Annotated in this window: 15 protein-coding genes; 10 read left to right on the top strand and 5 right to left on the bottom strand. The window is 63.5% G+C overall.

From position 1 onward, the window contains the following. The first annotated feature begins 1 nt into the window (after position 1). The 9 genes from murD to lpxC all read left to right on the top strand — a co-directional run bounded on the left by murD (position 2) and on the right by lpxC (position 10,469). Positions 2–1,348, top strand: a complete 1,347-nt coding sequence (gene murD, locus KI243_RS27270) for a UDP-N-acetylmuramoyl-L-alanine--D-glutamate ligase (protein ID WP_017123607.1) — start codon at positions 2–4, stop codon at positions 1,346–1,348. Continuing rightward, the gene (ftsW, locus tag KI243_RS27265; protein WP_017123608.1) at positions 1,345–2,559 is read left to right on the top strand and encodes a putative lipid II flippase FtsW; all 1,215 of its coding nucleotides are present in this window, start codon (positions 1,345–1,347) and stop codon (positions 2,557–2,559) included. Before murD ends, ftsW begins: the two co-directional genes overlap by 4 nt. Then, the gene (gene murG, locus KI243_RS27260) at positions 2,549–3,619 is read left to right on the top strand and encodes an undecaprenyldiphospho-muramoylpentapeptide beta-N-acetylglucosaminyltransferase (RefSeq protein ID WP_103032747.1); all 1,071 of its coding nucleotides are present in this window, start codon (positions 2,549–2,551) and stop codon (positions 3,617–3,619) included. Before ftsW ends, murG begins: the two co-directional genes overlap by 11 nt. Continuing rightward, positions 3,612–5,072, top strand: a complete 1,461-nt coding sequence (gene murC, locus KI243_RS27255) for a UDP-N-acetylmuramate--L-alanine ligase (protein ID WP_017123609.1) — start codon at positions 3,612–3,614, stop codon at positions 5,070–5,072. The genes murG and murC overlap by 8 nt, the downstream gene beginning before the upstream one ends. Next, a complete protein-coding gene (locus KI243_RS27250) occupies positions 5,069–6,049 on the top strand; it encodes a D-alanine--D-alanine ligase (RefSeq protein WP_177106552.1) in 981 nt (326 codons plus the stop codon). The genes murC and KI243_RS27250 overlap by 4 nt, the downstream gene beginning before the upstream one ends. A 3-nt stretch (positions 6,050–6,052) precedes the next feature. Next, the gene (locus KI243_RS27245; protein WP_042934305.1) at positions 6,053–6,922 is read left to right on the top strand and encodes a cell division protein FtsQ/DivIB; all 870 of its coding nucleotides are present in this window, start codon (positions 6,053–6,055) and stop codon (positions 6,920–6,922) included. A gap of 14 nt (positions 6,923–6,936) precedes the next feature. Further along, a complete protein-coding gene (gene ftsA / locus KI243_RS27240) occupies positions 6,937–8,202 on the top strand; it encodes a cell division protein FtsA (protein WP_017123612.1) in 1,266 nt (421 codons plus the stop codon). Positions 8,203–8,257: 55 nt separating this feature from the next. Beyond that, a complete protein-coding gene (gene ftsZ, locus KI243_RS27235) occupies positions 8,258–9,445 on the top strand; it encodes a cell division protein FtsZ (RefSeq protein ID WP_017123613.1) in 1,188 nt (395 codons plus the stop codon). Between the two features lie 112 nt (positions 9,446–9,557). Then, positions 9,558–10,469: a UDP-3-O-acyl-N-acetylglucosamine deacetylase gene (lpxC, locus tag KI243_RS27230; RefSeq protein WP_007939852.1), complete on the top strand. Its 912-nt coding sequence runs from the start codon at positions 9,558–9,560 to the stop codon at positions 10,467–10,469. A 50-nt stretch (positions 10,470–10,519) separates the two neighbouring features. Here the strand turns inward: lpxC and KI243_RS27225 are convergent, their stop codons facing one another. The 5 genes from KI243_RS27225 to KI243_RS27205 form a co-directional block, all read right to left on the bottom strand. Continuing rightward, positions 10,520–11,932, bottom strand: coding sequence for a diguanylate cyclase (locus tag KI243_RS27225; RefSeq protein ID WP_244861780.1), 1,413 nt, complete (start codon positions 11,930–11,932; stop codon positions 10,520–10,522). A gap of 186 nt (positions 11,933–12,118) precedes the next feature. Then, on the bottom strand, positions 12,119–13,483 hold the full coding sequence (locus KI243_RS27220) for a heavy metal sensor histidine kinase (RefSeq protein ID WP_212810104.1): 1,365 nt from the start codon (positions 13,481–13,483) through the stop codon (positions 12,119–12,121). Further along, a complete protein-coding gene (locus KI243_RS27215) occupies positions 13,473–14,153 on the bottom strand; it encodes a heavy metal response regulator transcription factor (protein ID WP_017123616.1) in 681 nt (226 codons plus the stop codon). The genes KI243_RS27220 and KI243_RS27215 overlap by 11 nt, the downstream gene beginning before the upstream one ends. Positions 14,154–14,162: 9 nt before the next feature. After that, complete coding sequence (locus tag KI243_RS27210) at positions 14,163–17,258, bottom strand: multidrug efflux RND transporter permease subunit (protein WP_177117750.1); 3,096 nt, start codon at positions 17,256–17,258, stop codon at positions 14,163–14,165. Beyond that, complete coding sequence (locus KI243_RS27205; protein WP_212810103.1) at positions 17,255–18,418, bottom strand: efflux RND transporter periplasmic adaptor subunit; 1,164 nt, start codon at positions 18,416–18,418, stop codon at positions 17,255–17,257. Before KI243_RS27205 ends, KI243_RS27210 begins: the two co-directional genes overlap by 4 nt. 375 nt (positions 18,419–18,793) lie before the next feature. Here KI243_RS27205 and KI243_RS27200 point away from each other — a divergent pair, with 375 nt between their 5' ends. After that, positions 18,794–19,126, top strand: a complete 333-nt coding sequence (locus KI243_RS27200) for a type 1 fimbrial protein (RefSeq protein WP_212810102.1) — start codon at positions 18,794–18,796, stop codon at positions 19,124–19,126. Positions 19,127–19,193: the final 67 nt, after the last annotated feature.

The following is a 19,193-nucleotide window of genomic DNA, read 5'->3' as shown; positions in this document are numbered from 1 at the left end:
CGTGTCGCTGATCGCTTCTGACCACTTCCGCATCATTGTCGGCCTCGGCAAGAGCGGCATGTCCCTGGTTCGCTTCCTGGCGAACCGGGGCGTTGCCTTTGCGGTGGCCGACACGCGGGACAATCCACCGGAACTGGCCACGCTGCGTCGTGACTATCCGCAGGTGGAAGTGCGTTGTGGCGAGCTGGACGTGGAATTCCTCTGCCGCGCCGACGAGCTCTACGTGAGCCCCGGCCTGGCCCTGGCGACCCCGGCCCTGCAGGCGGCCGCGGCCCGTGGCGTGAAGCTGTCCGGCGATATCGAGCTGTTCGCGCGTAACGCGAAGGCGCCGATCGTCGCCATCAGCGGTTCCAACGCCAAGAGCACCGTGACCACCCTGGTCGGCGAAATGGCCGCGGCGGCCGGCAAGCGCGTGGCGGTCGGCGGCAATCTCGGGACCCCGGCGCTGGACCTGCTCAGCGACGATGTCGAGCTGTACGTGCTGGAACTGTCGAGCTTCCAGCTGGAAACCACCGATCAGTTGGGCGCCGAAGTGGCGACCGTGCTCAATGTCAGCGAAGACCACATGGACCGCTACAGCGGCCTGCCGGCTTATCACCTGGCCAAGCACCGGATTTTCCGAGGGGCGAAACAGGTGGTGGTCAACCGCCAGGATGCGCTGTCCCGTCCGCTGATGAGCGAAGGCCTGCCGTGCTGGACCTTCGGCCTCGGCAAGCCGGACTTCAAGGCCTTCGGCCTGCGTGAGGAAAATGGCGAGAAATACCTGGCTTTCGAATTCCAGAATCTGATGCCGGTGAGCGAACTGAAGATCCGTGGCGCCCACAACCAGTCCAATGCCCTCGCGGCGCTGGCACTCGGGCATGCCGTGGGATTGCCGTTCGACGCCATGCTGTCGAGCCTGCGGACATTCGCCGGTCTTGAGCACCGCTGCCAATGGGTGCGCGAACTGAAGGGCGTGAATTACTACAACGACTCCAAGGCCACCAACGTCGGTGCGGCCCTGGCCGCGATCGAAGGCCTGGGCGGCGACATTGCCGGCAAGCTGGTACTGATCGCCGGTGGCGATGGCAAGGGCGCCGATTTCAGCGGCCTGCGCGGCCCGGTCGCGGCCAACTGCCGGGCGGTGGTCCTGCTTGGCCGGGATAGCGAGCTGCTGGCCAAGGCCCTTGGCGATGACGTGCCGCTGGTCCGTGTGCAGAGCCTGGACGATGCCGTGCAACGCTGTGCCGAACTGGCCGAGCCGGGTGACGCGGTATTGCTGTCGCCGGCCTGCGCGAGCTTCGACATGTTCAAGAACTATGAAGAACGCGGACGCCTGTTCGCCCAGGCCGTGGAGGGGTTGGTATGAACTTCAATATCATCAAGCCTTATCCATCGCCGATCATTACCGGGCGTGGCGTCGACGTCGATTTCCCGATGCTCGCCGGTTGCCTGGCGTTGCTCGGCCTCGGGCTGGTGATGATCACCTCGGCTTCGTCCGAAGTGGCCGCCGTGCAGTCGGGCAACGCGCTGTATCACATGATTCGCCACCTCATCTACCTGGTCATCGGCCTGGGCGCCTGTATCGCCACGATGATGGTGCCGATCGCCACCTGGCAGCGCATGGGCTTCATGATGCTGGTGGGCGCCTTCGGCCTGTTGGTGATGGTGCTGCTGCCGGGCATCGGTCGTGAGGTGAACGGCTCGATGCGCTGGATCGGCTTCAGTTTCTTCAACGTGCAGCCTTCGGAAATCGCCAAGGTCTTCGTGGTGATCTATCTCGCCGGCTACCTGGTACGCCGGCAGAAGGAAGTACGGGAAAGCTGGATGGGCTTCTTCAAGCCGTTCATCGTGCTGCTGCCGATGGCCGGCCTGTTGTTGATGGAGCCGGACTTCGGCGCCACCGTGGTCATGATGGGCGCGGCGGCGGCAATGCTGTTCCTCGGCGGCGTCGGCTTGTTGCGCTTCGGCCTGATGGTCTTGCTGGCAGTGGTCGCGGTGGTGGTGCTGATCAAGGCGCAACCCTACCGGATGGCGCGCCTGACCACCTTTACCGATCCCTGGGCCGACCAGTTCGGTTCCGGCTATCAGTTGACCCAGGCGCTGATCGCCTTCGGTCGCGGCGAGTGGCTGGGGGTCGGCCTGGGCAACAGCGTGCAGAAGCAGTTCTACCTGCCGGAAGCCCACACCGACTTCGTGTTCTCCGTGCTGGCGGAAGAGCTGGGTGCCGTCGGCTCCCTGTGCACCGTCGCGCTGTTCGTGTTCGTCAGCGTGCGGGCGATGTACATCGGTCTGTGGGCCGAGAAGGCCAAGCAGTTCTTCGCCGCCTATATGGCTTACGGCCTGGCGTTCCTGTGGATTGGTCAGTTCCTGATCAATATCGGCGTGAACGTCGGTCTGCTGCCGACCAAGGGCCTGACCTTGCCGTTCCTCAGTTATGGCGGCAGCTCGCTGGTGATCTGCTGTGCCTGTCTCGGCCTGTTGCTGCGTATCGAGTGGGAGAGTCGAACCCACCTGGGCAGCGAAGAGATGGAATTCGATGAAAGCGACTTTGCGGAGGACACTCCCCATGGGCGCTAACGTATTGATCATGGCCGGCGGTACCGGTGGCCACGTGTTCCCGGCGCTGGCCTGTGCCCGCGAATTCCAGGCGCGGGGCTACACCGTGCATTGGCTGGGCACGCCACGGGGCATCGAAAACGAGTTGGTACCGGCTGCCGGATTGCCGCTGCACCTGATCAACGTCACGGGGCTGCGGGGCAAAGGCAAGCTGTCGCTGCTCAAGGCGCCGTTCGTCCTGCTCAAAGCCGTCTGGCAGGCGCGCAAGGTGATCCGCCAGTTGCAGCCGGTCTGCGTGCTGGGCTTCGGTGGTTATGTCACCGGCCCGGGTGGAGTTGCCGCGCGCATGGCCGGCGTACCGGTGATCGTGCATGAGCAGAATGCCGTGGCGGGTACCGCCAATCGGCTGCTGGTGCCCTTGGCGGCCCGGGTCTGCGAAGCTTTCCCGAACACCTTCGGCGCCTCTGGAAAACGTCGGACCACCGGTAATCCGGTACGCACCGAACTGTTCCTGGAAACCCCGCGCCAGACCCTCGCCGGTCGTCGCGCGCGCCTGCTGATCCTCGGCGGCAGCCTCGGTGCCGAGCCGTTGAACAAGTTGCTGCCGGAGGCCCTGGCCCAGGTGCCGGCCGAATACCGCCCGGAAGTTTTCCACCAGGCCGGCCGCAATCATGACGAAGTCACCGCCGAACGCTACAAGGCGGTCGGCGTCGAGGCGCAGGTGGCGCCGTTTATCAAAGACATGGCCCAAGCCTATGGCTGGGCCGACCTGGTGGTCTGTCGCGCAGGCGCCTTGACCGTCAGTGAACTGGCTGCGGCCGGTCTGCCCTCGTTGCTGGTGCCCTTGCCCCATGCGATCGACGACCACCAGACCCGCAATGCCGAATATTTGGCCGGGGAGGGCGCTGCCTTCCTGCTGCCGCAAAGAACGACTGGCGCCGCCGACCTGGCGGCACGCCTGACAGAGGTTTTGATGCAACCGGAACGACTGAACACCATGGCGAGCACCGCACGCCGCCTGGCCAAGCCCGATGCTACCCGCACCGTCGTCGAGATCTGCCTGGAGGTGGCCCATGGTTGAGAATCAGAAAGCCATGCCGCAACCGGAAATGCGCCGTATCCGCCGTATCCACTTCGTCGGTATCGGCGGCGTGGGGATGTGCGGGATCGCCGAAGTGCTGTTGAACCTGGGCTATGAAGTCTCCGGTTCCGACCTGAAAACCTCGCCGGTCACTGACCGGCTCGAGTCGTTCGGCGCGCAGATCTTTATCGGTCACCGTTCCGAGAACGCCGCCAGCGCCGATGTGCTGGTGGTTTCCAGTGCCGTGAACAAATCCAACCCGGAAGTCGCGACCGCCCTGGAGCGGCGTATCCCGGTGGTGCCACGGGCCGAGATGCTCGCCGAACTGATGCGCTATCGCCACGGGATTGCCGTTGCCGGTACCCACGGCAAGACCACCACCACCAGCCTGATCGCCTCGGTGTTCGCCGCCGGCGGCCTGGACCCGACCTTCGTCATCGGTGGCCGCCTGAATGCCGCGGGCACCAATGCCCAGCTCGGCACCAGCCGCTACCTGATCGCCGAAGCCGATGAGAGCGATGCCAGCTTCCTGCACCTGCAGCCGCTGGTCGCGGTGGTCACCAACATCGACGCCGACCACATGGACACCTACGAAGGTGACTTCAACAAACTGAAGAAGACCTTCGTCGAGTTCCTCCACAACCTGCCGTTCTACGGTCTGGCCGTGGTCTGCCTGGACGACCCGGTGGTGCGCGAGATTCTGCCGCAGATCGCCCGTCCGACCGTGACCTACGGGGTTCACGAAGACGCCGACGTGCGCGCTATCAATATCCGCCAGGCCGGCATGCAGACCCACTTCACCGTGCTGCGCCGTGACCGCGAACCGCTGAACGTCTCGGTGAACATGCCGGGCAACCACAACGTCCTGAACTCCCTGGCGACCATCGCCATCGCCACCGACGAGGGCATCAGCGACGAGGCCATCGTCCAGGGTCTGTCGGGCTTCCAGGGCGTGGGTCGGCGCTTCCAGGTCTACGGCGAATTGCCGGTGGACGGCGGCAGCGTGATGCTGGTCGACGACTACGGCCACCACCCGACCGAAGTCGCGGCGGTGATCAAGGCTGTACGCGGTGGCTGGCCGGAACGCCGCCTGGTGATGGTCTACCAGCCACACCGCTATACCCGTACCCGCGACCTGTACGACGATTTCGTCCAGGTGCTGGCCGACGCCAATGTGCTGTTGCTGATGGAAGTCTACCCGGCCGGTGAAGAGCCGATCCCGGGGGCGGACAGCCGCCAGCTGTGCCGCAGCATCCGTCAGCGCGGCCAGCTCGACCCGATCTATATCGAGCGTGGCGTGGAACTGGCCCCGCTGGTCAAGCCGTTGCTGCTGCCGGGCGACATCCTGCTGTGCCAGGGCGCCGGTGATATCGGCGGTCTCGCCCCGCAGTTGCTCAAGAGTTCGTTGTTCGCCGGCGCCGTTGCCGCAGTCAGCCCGGGGAAATCGAAATGACCGCTGCCTACGCCAACCTGTTCTCGACCCTCGAGCCGAAGACCTTCGGCCGTGTCGCCGTGCTGTTCGGTGGCAAGAGCGCCGAGCGCGAAGTCTCGCTGAAGTCCGGCAATGCGGTGCTCGAGGCCCTGCAGAGCGCTGGTGTCGATGCGTTCGGCATCGACGTGGGTGACGACTTCCTGCAGCGCCTGCTGCACGAGAAGATCGACCGTGCCTTCATCATTCTTCACGGCCGCGGCGGTGAAGACGGCAGCATGCAGGGGCTGCTGGAGTGCCTGGGCATTCCCTACACCGGCAGTGGCATTCTCGCTTCGGCCCTGGCCATGGACAAATTGCGTACCAAGCAGGTCTGGCACAGCCTGGGGATTCCGACGCCCCGTCATGCCGTGTTGAGCTCGGAGGCCGACTGTATTCGCGCCGGCGCGGAACTGGGTTTCCCTTTGATCGTCAAACCTGCCCATGAAGGCTCCAGTATTGGGATGGCCAAGGTGACCGGCGTCGATGAGTTGATCGTCGCCTGGAAAGCCGCCGCCGCCTACGATTCGCAAGTGTTGGTCGAACAATGGATCCAGGGTCCGGAGTTCACCATCGCCACCCTGCGTGGGCAGATCCTGCCACCGATCGCCCTCGGCACCCCGCATTCGTTCTACGACTACGACGCCAAGTACCTGGCTTCCGATACCCAGTACCGGATCCCGTGCGGCCTCGACAGTCACAAGGAAAAAGAACTGATGGACCTCACGGCGAAAGCCTGTGAGGCGCTCGGTATCGCCGGTTGGGCGCGTGCCGATGTGATGCAGGACGCCGACGGGCAGTTCTGGTTCCTGGAAGTCAACACCGCCCCGGGCATGACTGACCACAGTCTGGTGCCGATGGCGGCACGGGCGGCCGGTCTGGATTTCCAGCAACTGGTGCTGGCGATCCTGGCCGAGAGCGTTGCCGCTCATGCCGCCAGCCAATCAGAGCCGCGAGGTTAAACCATGCACGGCGCGCAGATTCGTCATCAGCCACCCGCTTCCGGCCGTAACAAGCCGGTGCCGCGGGGTGCCAGCCGAATGGTGGCTAAAGAGCCGATGTCAGTGCGCCTGCCAAAAGCCAATTTCGGCTTCCTGAAGCGCCTGATGTGGCCGGTGTTGCTGGTGGCCCTGGGCTTCGGCACCTACGAAGGCGCCCAGCGCCTGTTGCCCTATGCGGATCGGCCGATCAGCAAGATCAACGTCCAGGGCGACCTCAGCTACATCAGCCAGCAGGCGGTACAGCAGCGGATCGCTCCGTACGTCGCGGCGAGCTTCTTCACCATCGACCTGGCGAGCATGCGCGCCGAGCTGGAAACCATGCCGTGGATCGCCCACGCCGAGGTCCGGCGTGTGTGGCCGGACCAGGTGGTGATCCGCCTGGAAGAGCAATTGCCGGTCGCCCGCTGGGGCGACGAGGCGTTGTTGAACAACCAGGGCCAGGCGTTCGCGCCACGAGAACTGGCGAACTACGAACATCTGCCGCAGCTGTTCGGCCCGCAGCGGGCTCAGCAGCAGGTGATGCAGCAGTACCAGGTCCTGAGTCAGATGTTGCGCCCGCTGGGCTTCTCCATCGCCCGGCTGGAACTGCGTGAGCGGGGCAGCTGGTTCCTGACCACCGGTGCAGGAAGCGCGGGGCCGGGTATCCAGTTGTTGTTGGGCCGCGACCATCTGGTCGAGAAGATGCGCCGTTTCATTGCCATTTATGAAAAAACGTTGAAAGAACAGATTACGAACATTGCCAGCATCGATCTGCGTTACTCCAACGGCCTGGCCGTCGGATGGCGGGAACCTGTGGCGCCCGTGACGGCCAAACCCGCCGTTGCGAAGAATTAAGAAGAGGCAGGACCATGGCAAACGTGCAAAGCGGCAAAATGATCGTCGGACTGGATATCGGCACCTCCAAGGTGGTGGCGCTGGTGGGCGAGGTCGCGGCCGATGGCACGCTGGAAATCGTCGGTATCGGTACTCATCCTTCGCGTGGCCTGAAGAAGGGCGTGGTGGTGAATATCGAGTCCACCGTGCAGTCGATCCAGCGCGCGGTAGAAGAAGCGCAACTGATGGCCGGTTGCCGGATCCACTCGGCATTCGTCGGCGTGGCGGGCAATCACATCCGCAGCCTGAATTCCCACGGCATCGTCGCGATCCGTGATCGCGAAGTCAGTTCGGCGGATCTCGAGCGCGTCCTCGACGCGGCCCAGGCCGTGGCGATCCCGGCTGACCAGCGGGTCCTGCACACCCTGCCGCAGGACTACGTGATCGACAACCAGGAAGGCGTGCGCGAGCCCCTGGGCATGTCCGGCGTGCGCCTCGAAGCCAAGGTCCACGTGGTCACCTGCGCGGTGAACGCGGCCCAGAACATCGAGAAGTGCGTGCGCCGCTGCGGCCTCGAAATCGACGACATCATCCTCGAGCAACTGGCCTCCGCCTACTCGGTGCTGACCGACGACGAGAAAGAGCTGGGCGTCTGCCTGGTGGACATCGGCGGCGGTACCACCGACATCGCGATCTTCACCGAAGGCGCGATCCGCCACACCGCGGTGATCCCGATTGCCGGCGACCAGGTGACCAACGACATCGCCATGGCGCTGCGTACCCCGACCCAGTACGCCGAAGAGATCAAGATCCGCTACGCCTGCGCCCTGGCCAAGCTGGCCGGTGCCGGTGAAACCATCAAGGTCCCGAGCGTCGGCGATCGTCCACCGCGCGAGTTGTCCCGCCAGGCCTTGGCCGAGGTGGTCGAGCCGCGCTACGACGAACTGTTCACGCTGATCCAGGCCGAGCTGCGCCGCAGCGGCTACGAAGACCTGATCCCGGCCGGCATCGTGCTGACCGGTGGCACCTCGAAGATGGAAGGCGCGGTCGAGCTGGCCGAGGAAATCTTCCACATGCCGGTGCGCCTGGGCGTGCCGCACACGGTCAAGGGGCTGTCGGACGTGGTCCGCAACCCGATCTATTCAACTGGGGTGGGGCTGTTGCTGTACGGGCTGCAAAAGCAGTCGGACGGCATTTCCCTGTCCGGCTACAACGGCGGCAACAGAAACGACTATCGCGATGAAGAACAGAAAGCACCTGTGCTGGAGCGTTTGAAGCGCTGGGTCCAGGGCAACTTTTAAAGTTTCAAAGCAGTAGAAGTAGGCGAAAAAACTAGAGAATGAAAGGAGAGGGAACATGTTCGAACTCGTAGACAACGTCCCACAAAGTCCGGTAATCAAGGTTATCGGCGTCGGCGGTGGCGGCGGCAACGCTGTCAACCATATGGTCAAGAGCAACATTGAAGGCGTCGAGTTCATCTGCGCCAACACCGATGCCCAGGCGCTGAAGAACATCGGCGCGCGGACCATCCTGCAACTGGGCACCGGCGTGACCAAGGGCCTTGGCGCTGGCGCCAACCCGGAAGTCGGTCGTCAGGCCGCCCTGGAAGACCGCGAGCGTATCGCTGAAGTGCTGCAAGGCACCAACATGGTCTTCATCACCACCGGCATGGGTGGCGGTACCGGTACCGGTGCAGCCCCGATCATCGCCGAAGTGGCCAAGGAAATGGGCATCCTCACCGTTGCGGTGGTGACCCGTCCGTTCCCGTTCGAAGGCCGCAAGCGCATGCAGATCGCCGATGAAGGCATCCGCGCGCTGAGTGAAAGCGTCGACTCGTTGATCACCATTCCCAACGAGAAGCTGCTGACCATCCTGGGCAAGGACGCGAGCCTGCTGTCGGCATTCGCCAAGGCCGACGATGTACTGGCCGGTGCCGTTCGCGGTATCTCCGACATCATCAAGCGTCCGGGCATGATCAACGTCGACTTCGCCGACGTCCGTACCGTGATGAGCGAAATGGGCATGGCGATGATGGGCACCGGCTGCGCCAGCGGTCCGAACCGTGCTCGCGAAGCCACCGAGGCGGCGATCCGCAACCCGTTGCTCGAAGACGTGAACCTGCAAGGCGCACGTGGCATCCTGGTGAATATCACCGCCGGTCCTGACCTGTCCCTGGGTGAGTACTCCGACGTGGGTAGCATCATCGAAGCCTTCGCTTCCGAGCATGCGATGGTCAAGGTCGGTACCGTTATCGATCCGGACATGCGCGACGAGCTGCACGTGACCGTGGTCGCCACCGGCCTGGGCGCGAAAATCGAGAAGCCGGTCAAGGTGATCGACAATACCCTGCAGACCACCCAGTCCGCCGCCGCACCAGCACCTGCCCGTCAGGAACTGCCGTCGGTGAACTACCGTGACCTGGACCGTCCGACCGTCATGCGCAACCAGGCCCAGGCCGGTGCTGCGACTGCCGCGAAGATGAACCCGCAAGACGACCTGGACTATCTGGATATCCCGGCTTTCCTGCGTCGCCAGGCCGATTGATGGAATGTATCAGGAGTATTAGGGTGATTGGTGTTCAGCAAAGGCCTGGTCTGCTATCATCGCCAGCCTTTGTTGATACCTGTTCGCAATTTGCGCTGAAGCGGCCCATGCCATGATTAAACAACGCACCCTGAAAAATATTATCCGTGCTACAGGTGTCGGCCTGCACTCCGGCGAGAAGGTCTACCTGACCCTCAAGCCAGCGCCTGTGGACACCGGCATCGTGTTTTGCCGCGCCGACCTCGACCCTGTGGTACAGATTCCTGCGCGCGCGGAAAACGTTGGCGAAACCACCATGTCGACCACGTTGGTCAATGGTGACGTCAAGGTGGACACGGTGGAGCACCTGCTCTCGGCCATGGCCGGCCTGGGCATCGATAACGCCTACGTCGAGCTCTCCGCGTCCGAAGTCCCGATCATGGATGGTAGCGCCGGACCCTTCGTATTCCTGATTCAATCTGCCGGCCTGGAAGAACAGGACGCAGCCAAGAAGTTCATCCGCATCCTGCGTGAAGTCACAGTGGAAGACGGCGACAAGCGCGCCACTTTCGTGCCTTTCGAAGGTTTCAAGGTGAGCTTCGAGATCGATTTCGATCACCCGGTGTTCCGTGACCGCACCCAGAGTGCCAGCGTGGATTTTTCCAGCACTTCGTTCGTAAAAGAAGTCAGCCGCGCCCGGACCTTTGGTTTCATGAGTGATATCGAGTACCTGCGCAAGCACAACCTCGCACTCGGCGGTAGCGTGGAAAACGCCATCGTGGTCGATGCAGACGGTGTTCTGAACGAAGACGGCCTTCGTTATGAAGACGAATTCGTGAAGCACAAGATCCTGGACGCCATTGGTGACCTCTACCTGCTGGGCAATAGCCTGATTGGTGAGTTCAAGGGCTTCAAGTCGGGCCATGCACTGAACAACCAGCTCCTGCGCAAGTTGATTGAGCAGACCGATGCCTGGGAAGTCGTGACCTTCGAAGACGCCAGCACCGCGCCGATCTCTTACATGCGTCCTGTTGCGGCCGTGTAACGACTCTCTCCTTTTGTTGTTTTTAAAAGCCGCCTTCGGGCGGTTTTTTTTTAGCCGCCGACAGGGATATGCAACGCCCGGTCGCGCCCATCGTGCTTGGCCTGGTACAACGCCCGATCGGCTGTGTGCAGCAGCTGTTCCACGCTGCCTTCGCAAGGCTGGGAAGTGGTGCTGACGCCAATGCTGACGGTGATTGTCTGGCTGTCGTCCCCGAAGGGGGGGAGCGCGGCCATGGCTGTCCTGATCTTTTGCGCCTGGCTCAAGGCACCTTGCGCGTCGGTTTCAGGCAGGATCACGGAAAACTCTTCGCCGCCATAACGTGCCGCGATGTCGCCAGGACGGCGAATGCTGTCGCTGATCACCCTCGCCAGGCGTTTCAGCGCTTCATCACCGACCGGATGACCGTGGCGATCGTTGAAGGCCTTGAAATGGTCGGCATCGATCATCAGCAGCGACAACGGTTTACCCGAGCGTCGCGCCCTGGCCCATTCACGTAGCAGCGCATCATCCAGCGCCCGACGATTGGCCAGGCCGGTCAACGGGTCGGTCGTCGCCAGTTTGGCGAGTGCCTTTTCGGCGCGTCGGCGCAGGCGCAACTCCCGTGACAGCAGCCATGTCAGCCAGAGCAGGATGAAACAGAGAGTGCCTGTGGCGAGGCCGGTCAGGGAGGCGGTGTGTCTCCAGGCAGCGTAGACACCATCGGTGGAAAGCGCGACGACCACGATCAGCGGCAACTTGCCCACTTTGGCAAAGGTATAGAGCCGCTCGGTACCATCAAGGCTGGATATGCCGGTAAAACTGCCTTCGCCCTCTTTCATGATACGGAGAAAGTTGGGGCGTTTGCTGAAGTCCTTGCCGATCAGATCTTCGCCCATGTGTGGCTGCTGGGCGAGGAGAATACCTTGCGCGCTGATCAGGTTGACTGAACTACCCTTGTCGATGTCCAGCGACTTGAACAACTCGTCGAAATAACTGAGGCGCAACGCGGCAGTGGCAACGCCGAGAAATTCCCCGTCTGGCGTGGAGAGCCGGCGGCTGAAACCCAGGAGCCAGAAATGCGGTGCTCGACGGGCCTTGAAGGGGCCGGTGATCGTCAGTTTCGGGTCCGGATTGTCCTTGTGAATCTGGAAGTACTCACGGTCGGAGAAATTGGCGACCCTCGGCGTGACCGATAGCGAGTCGGCAATGACATCGCCCTGGCGATCGAGCAGCAGGACATCTCCTCTGTGGGAGGCGCTCGAGGCCCGGTCGAAAAGCGCGAGATGGCGGACCTCGGGGGGGATCCCCACCAGGTCCGGGCGTTGCGAAGCCGCGATCAGGCCCTGGACCGCCTGGTCGTAGAGTTCCACGTTGCGCAGCACATCGGCATCGATCAGTTGCACGATATTGCTCGCCGCCCGGGCGGCGGCCTGAGCGGCATCGGCGCGTTCCCGTACCAGCAGGTAGGTGACGATAGCCGTCATGGCAATGACCGTCAGCGTGCTACCCAGTATCAGCAACATCTGCGGGTTGGAGGGTTTTGCCGGGCGGTGATTGATGGTGGCGTTCTCGATTGCGAGGTTTATTGACGCATATACAGATCCCAGGCAAGAAAAAGGCCAGTTTCAGGGGGCTGGGGGCCGGCCCTCGGGATTTTCGGGGAGCATCGCTCAGGCCGGCAGGTAGATACCGAAGGTATTGCTGCCGTCGCCGCTGCGCACGAACACGTCGCCGCCATGCATCAGTGCGATTGCCTTGACGATGGCCAGGCCCAGGCCGTGGTTGGCGCCGCTGTTGCTGCGCGAGGCGTCGACGCGATAGAAGCGTTCGAAGAGGCGCGAGAGGTGTTCGCTGGCGATGGTTTCCCCGGGGTTGGATACGGCGATCGCCACCCGTCCGCCCTCCTGCTCGATGCGCACGGTGATCGCCTGGCCGGGCGCGGTGTGTTGCACTGCGTTGCTCAGCAGGTTGATCAGGGCCCGGCGCAGGTGGGCGATCTCGATCCGCACCTGGGCATCGCCGCTGACTTCGACCCGTACCTGAGCGTCCTCGAGAATGAAATCCAGGTAGTCCAGGGTCGTTGCGACCTCCGCCGCCAGCGAGGTGCTGATCAGCTTGGTGGCCTTGCTGCCCTGGTCGGCGCTGGCGAGGAAGAGCATGTCGTTGATGATCGAACGCAGGCGCTCCAGCTCTTCGAGGTTCGATTGCAGCACCTCGAAATAATGCTCGGCGGAACGCCCGCGGGTCAGGGCCACCTGGGTCTGGCCGATCAGGTTGGTCAGTGGCGAGCGCAGTTCGTGGGCCACATCGGCATTGAACGACTCCAGCCGCGAATAGGCCTGCTCCACCCGTTCCAGGGTCGAGTTGAAGGAGTTGACGAACTGGCTCAGTTCCGGCGGCAGCGGCGACAGTTGCAGGCGTCCGGTCAGCCGCGGCGGCGCCAGTTTGCGGGCTTCCTGGGACAGCTTGATCAGCGGCTTGAGGCCGATTCGTGCGACCCAGTAGCCCAGGGCCGAAGCCAGCAGCACGCCGACGATGGCCAGGCTGATCAGGGCGATCAGCAACTGATGCTGGGTCTGCCAGAACGTCTCGGTATCGATGGCGATCAGGAACTGCAGCGGCGGCCGCTGGTCCTTGGCCGGCATGGTGTTGAGCAGGACCTTGAACGGATAGGCGTGTCCCGGCAGGCGCAGGTCGCGCATGCCCTTGGGGCCGGCGGCGAAGGCGCGGATCTGCGCGTCGGGGTTGCCGTACTCATAGTTGGGATCGCTGCTGACCACCCAGAAGCGGATGCGCTTGTCTTCCTCGCCCAGTTGCTTGAGCTTGGCGTTGATCTTCACCCAGTGGTCCGGGGTGCCGAAGCGATTGAGCGAGGACTCGAGCACGCTGTAGCGCGCATCCAGTTCGGCCTCGGGCAGCAGGCCGAGGCCCTTGTCGACCTGCTGGTACAGGGCCCCGCCGATCAGCAGGAACACCAGCATCGCCACCAGGCTGAACATCCCGCTCAGGCGCAGGGCGATGGAGTTACTCGACACCACGGCTCTCCAGCACATAGCCCATGCCGCGGATGGTGTGCAGCAGTTTCTGTTCGAACGGCCCATCGAGCTTGGCGCGCAGGCGCTTGATCGCCACCTCGACGACATTCGCGTCGCTGTCGAAGTTGATGTCCCAGACCATCTCGGCAATCGCCGTCTTCGACAGGATTTCGCCCTGGCGCCGGGCCAGCACGCTGAGCAGCGAGAACTCCTTGGCGGTCAGGTCCAGGCGGGTGCCGGCACGGCTGGCCTTGCGGCTGATCAGGTCGACCCACAGGTCGGCGACGCTGATCTGTACCGGCTCGTGGCCGCCGCCGCTGCGTCGGGTCAGCGCCTGCAGGCGCGCTACCAGTTCGAGAAAGGAAAAGGGCTTGCCCAGGTAGTCGTCGGCGCCGTCGCGCAGGCCGCGGATGCGATCCTCGACGCGCTCGCGGGCGGTGAGCATGATCACCGGCGTCTGCTTGCGCGCCCGCAGCGCCTTGAGCACACCGAAGCCGTCCAGCTCCGGCAACATCACGTCGAGGATAATCACCGCGTAGTCGCTTTCCAGCGCCAGGTGCAGCCCACCGACACCGTCGCGCGCGAGGTCGACGGTGTAACCCTGTTCCGTCAGGCCACGATGCAGGTAGTCGGCGGTCTTCTCTTCATCTTCGATAATCAGGACACGCATGAACCAGCCTCAATGAGTGATCGCCGGCACGCTTGCCGGTTGGGGCCGATGGAATAGCCGCTCGAGCCACAAGTATATGACGGGTGTGGTGAACAGCGTCAGCGCCTGGCTCACCAGCAGGCCGCCGACCACGGCGATACCCAGGGGCTGGCGCAACTCGGCGCCGGTGCCGTGGCCGAGCATCAGCGGCAGGGCGCCGAGCAGGGCGGCCAGGGTGGTCATGATGATCGGGCGGAACCGGGTGATACAGGCCTTGTAGATCGCTTCCTCCGGTGTGAGCCCGCCACGCTGGGCTTCCAGGGCGAAGTCGATCATCAGGATGCCGTTCTTCTTCACGATACCGATCAGCAGCACCAGGCCGATCAGCGCCATGATCGAGAAGTCCTGGCCCAGCAGCCACAGCATGATCAGTGCACCGAGGCCGGCGGACGGCAGGGTGGAGATGATCGTCAGCGGGTGCACGAAGCTCTCGTAGAGCACCCCGAGGATGATGTAGACCGCCACCAGCGCGGCGAGGATCAGCCACGGCTGGCTGGCCAGGGAACTCTGGAAGGCCTGGGCCGCGCCCTGGAAACTGCCGCTGATGGACGCCGGCATGCCGATTTCGTTCTTCGCCTGGTTGAGCATCAGCACCGCGTCGCCCAGGGCCACGCCGGGTGACAGGTTGAACGACAGGTTGGCGGCCGGGAACATACCGTCATGGGCGATGGACAGCGGGCCGCTGGTGGGGACGTCGAAGCGCGCCAGGGCCGACAGCGGGACCATTTCGCCGGTCAGGGGCGAGCGCAGGTAGAAGTAGTTCAGGCTTTCGGCCTTGCCGCGCTGGGCGGCGTCCAGTTCGAGGATCACGTTGTACTGGTTGGTCTCGGTCTGGTACTCGTTGATCTGGCGCTGGCCGAAGGCGTCGTAGAGGGCTTCGTCGACATCGCTGGCGGTCAGGCCGAAACGCGCGGCGGCGCTGCGGTCGATGTTGATGTGGGTGATGCTGCCGCCCAGCTGCAGGTCGTTGGACAGGTCGCGAAACGCCGGATTGGCCCGCAGTTTCTCGGTCAGGCGCTGGGTCCAGGTGTTGAGCGTGTCACCGTCGTTGCTCTTGAGCACGTACTGGTACTGGGCCCGGCTCGGCCCGGAACTGAGGTTGATGTCCTGGCCCGCCCGCAGGTAGAGGACGATGCCGGGGATCTTCATCAGTTGCGGACGGATGCGATCGATAAAGGCACTGGCGGACACGTCCCGCTGGTCCTGTGGCTTGAGGGCGATCCAGAAACGGCCGTTGGCGATGGTCTGGTTGCTGCCCGAGACGCCCACCGAATGGGAGAACGCCTGCACCGCCGGGTCGGCCGCGACGATCTCGGCGAGCGCCTTGTGCTTGGCGACCATATCGGTGAAGGACACATCGGCGGCGGCCTCGGTGGTGCCGAGGACGAAGCCGGTGTCCTGGACCGGGAAGAAGCCCTTGGGAATGAACACATAACCGGCGATGGCCAGGCACAGGGTCACGCAGAACAGCCCGAACATGGTTTTCTGGCGTGCCAGGGCGCGGCGCAGGTTGCGCTCGTAGACGGCCAGCAGGCGTTCGCCGAAGGTCGCTTTCGAATGTTCGTGATGCACCGGGGCACGCATGAACAGCGCGGCTAGGGTGGGGGCCAGGGTCAGCGAAACCACCACCGAAATCAGGATGGTCGAGGTGGCGGTCAGGGCGAATTCCTTGAACAGCCGGCCGACCACGCCGCCCATGAACAGCAGCGGAATGAACGCGGCGATCAGCGAGAAGCTGATGGACACCACGGTAAAGCCGATCTCGCCGGCGCCCTTGATCGCCGCCTCGCGCATGCCGTCGCCGGCCTCGAGGTGCCGGTGGATGTTTTCCACGACGACGATGGCGTCGTCCACCACGAAGCCCACGGCGATGACGATCGCCACCAGGGTCAGGTTGTTCAGGCTGAAGCCCATCACGTACATCAGGGCGAAGCTGGCCACCAGCGAGACGCCGAGCACGGCGGAGACGATCAGGGTCGCCGACAGCTGGCGCAGGAACAGCGCCATCACCGCCACCACCAGCAGGATGGCGATCAGAAGGGTCATTTCCACTTCATGCAGCGAGGCGCGGATGGTCTGGGTGCGGTCGATCAGCACCTTGACCTGCACCGAGGCCGGGAGCATGGCTTCCAGGCCCGGCAGGGCGGCCTGGATGCGGTCTACGGTCTCGACGATGTTGGCCCCCGGCTGACGGGAAATCACCAGGTTCACGCCCGGCTCGTCGCCGGACCAGGCTTGCACATAGGCGTCCTCGGAACCTCGGATCACCCGGGCGACGTCCTTGAGCTGGACGGGCGCGCCGTTCTTGTAGGAGACGATCAGCTGGCCGTACTCCTCCGGCTGGAACAGCTGGTCGTTGGTCGACAGGGTGGAAATGCTCGATTTGCCGTAGAGCGCGCCCTTGGCCAGGTTGAGGCTGGTCTGCTGGATCGCCAGGCGGATGTCCGCCAGGGTCAGGCCGATGGCCGCCAGCTTGTCGGCCGAGGCCTGGACGCGAATCGCCGGGCGCTGCTGGCCGGTGATGTTGATCTGGCCGACGCCGTCGATCTGGCTGAGCTGGCGTGCCAGCAGGGTTTCGGCGTAGTCGCTCAGTTCGGTGCCGGGCATCCGGCTCGAGCTGATGCTGAGGATCAGCACCGGGCTGTCGGCCGGGTTGACCTTGCGCCAGGTCGGCAGCGTCGGCATGTCCTTGGGCAGCTTGCCCGAGGCGGTGTTGATCGCCGCCTGGACTTCCTGGGCGGCGGTATCGATGCTCTTGCTGAGGGTGAACTGCAGCGTCAGCGTGGTCGAGCCCAGGGCACTGCTGGAGGTCATCTGGGTCATGCCGGGGATGGCACTGAACTGCACTTCCAGCGGTGTCGCCACCGAGGACGCCATGGTTTGCGGGCTGGCACCGGGCAGTTGGGCGGAGACCTGGATGGTCGGGAATTCAGCTTCCGGCAAGGGCGCCAGGGGCAGGCGCGGGAAGGCGATCAGCCCGAGCAGGACCAGGGCGAAGGTGAGCAGGATGGTCGCCACCGGGTGATCGATGCACCAGGCGGAGACACCACGACTTTCCTTGATCATGGCTTGGGCTCCACCGCCACGGCCTGTTCAGCCAGCTTGGGTTCGCCGAGTATTTCGACCTGCGAGCTGGGCTTGAGTCGCGACTGGCCATCGCTGACCAATACATCGCCGGCCCGCACGCCCGTGATGATGTTCAGGTCGCTGTCCTGGTAGGGCATTTGCACCGGGACGATTTCCACGCCCTTGTCCTTGACCCGATAGACGAAGTAACCGTCCAGCCCGCGTTGCACCACCGACGGCGGCACGACCAGGGCGTCCTGGTCGAGGGCGGTCTGGATCTTGATATTCACCAGTTGGCCCGGCCAGAGCTTCTGGGTCGGGTTGCTGAATTCGGCCTTGGCCTTGATCGTGCCGGTGGTGGCCGCGACCTGGTTGTCGATCAGCGTCAGGTGACCGGCGCCGAGCAGGGTGCCGGTATGTCCGTCGTCACCCAGGTAGGCATCCACCGTGGCCGGTTTGGCGGCACCGAGCAGCCCTTGCAGGGTCGGCAGCATCTGCTGGGGGAGGGAGAACTCCACGGCGATCGGGTCGATCTGGGTCACGGAGAACAGGCCCTGGGCATCGCTCATGCGCAGGAAGTTGCCTTCGTCCACGGCACGGATACCGACCCGGCCGGTGACCGGCGAATGGATCTGGGTGTACGAGAGTTGCACCTGGGCGGCGGCAATCGCCGCCTGGTTGCCCTGGGCGGTGGCCCTGAGCTGATTGACCAGCGCCTGTTGCTGATCGTAGGTCTGTTTTGAAATACCGTTGTCGACGGTCAGCAGCTTATAGCGCTTGAGGTCGATTTCCGCCACCTGCAACTGCGCCTGGCTCTGCGCCAGTTGGGCCCTGGCCTGGGACAGGCTGGCCTGGATCGAACGATCGTCGAGGGTCGCCAGCAGGTCACCTTCCTTGACCAGTTGGCCTTCCTTGACCAGCAGCCGGGTCAGGATGCCGTCGATCTGTGGCCGGATCACCACGCTGTGCAGCGACAGCACCGTACCGATACCGCTGGCGTAGCGCGGCACATCCCGTTGCGCGACGTTGACCACCTTGACCGGTATCGCCACGTTGCCGGCCTGCTTGGTATGGGCGGGACGGGTCAGCGCCCAGGTCGCCCCGGCGGCCACCACCAGGATCACGACAAGGCCCAACACGGTTTTTTTCTGGATGTGCATGCTGTCAAAACGCCGGGACAAGGAATGGGAAGGTGAATGCTGGCAGAACAGTAGCCTCTTTATAACCCCGCGACCCGGTCAGCACGGTGACAGCTAACTGACAGGGCTGTCAGCCAGGGCCGGGGCGAGGCCAGAAACGAAAGGGCGGGGCGGCCATTAAAGGAACCGCCATAAGGGACGATAACCCGGTTAAGTACCACTGTTTGTTCAATGGCTTGTTTTTCAAAGATATGTGCTTTGCGCAGAAGTGCTATCAGGGTAGTGGCGTGTTTAATCGAATATAAAAATTCCTACGGATATTCCCCGTTTTTCAGTGGAATGCTTGTAAGTGGGCTTTACTTGATAAGGGGTTCCCCTGGTTTGGGAGTACTTGATATGAAATACACACTATCGGTGTTGGGTGTCTTGTTGTTGATGGGAGTTTGTTCCACTGTACAGGCGGCCACGCCCAACAGCGGGCAGATTCGTTTTACCGGGCAGATCGTCGAGGCCGCATGCGAAGTGTCGTCCGCGGGTTCGGCAAATGCCCGTGGTGCTTCACAACATATCCAGGTAGCGCCGGGTGTCGTGGTGTCGGTCGACACCGCTGACAATGCCTGCAGCGGTGGCGCCCGGCCCTTCAATGCAAGTTACCAACCCTTGTCGAACGGGGCTTCCAGCATCACCACAGTCTCGCCCAAGGGAATTGTGGTGATCACGTACCTGTAGAACTGTACGTGTGGCGAAGCATAAGCGCTGCCTGGACTGTATAGAGTCGGGCGGCGTCCCCTGAAAT

It is taken from the genome of Pseudomonas sp. Ost2 (genome assembly GCF_018326065.1).
GTDB classification, from domain to species: Bacteria; Pseudomonadota; Gammaproteobacteria; order Pseudomonadales; family Pseudomonadaceae; genus Aquipseudomonas; species Aquipseudomonas gingeri.
Note: the sequence above shows the minus strand (reverse complement) of the source record. Positions and strands in the feature narration are given on the sequence as shown.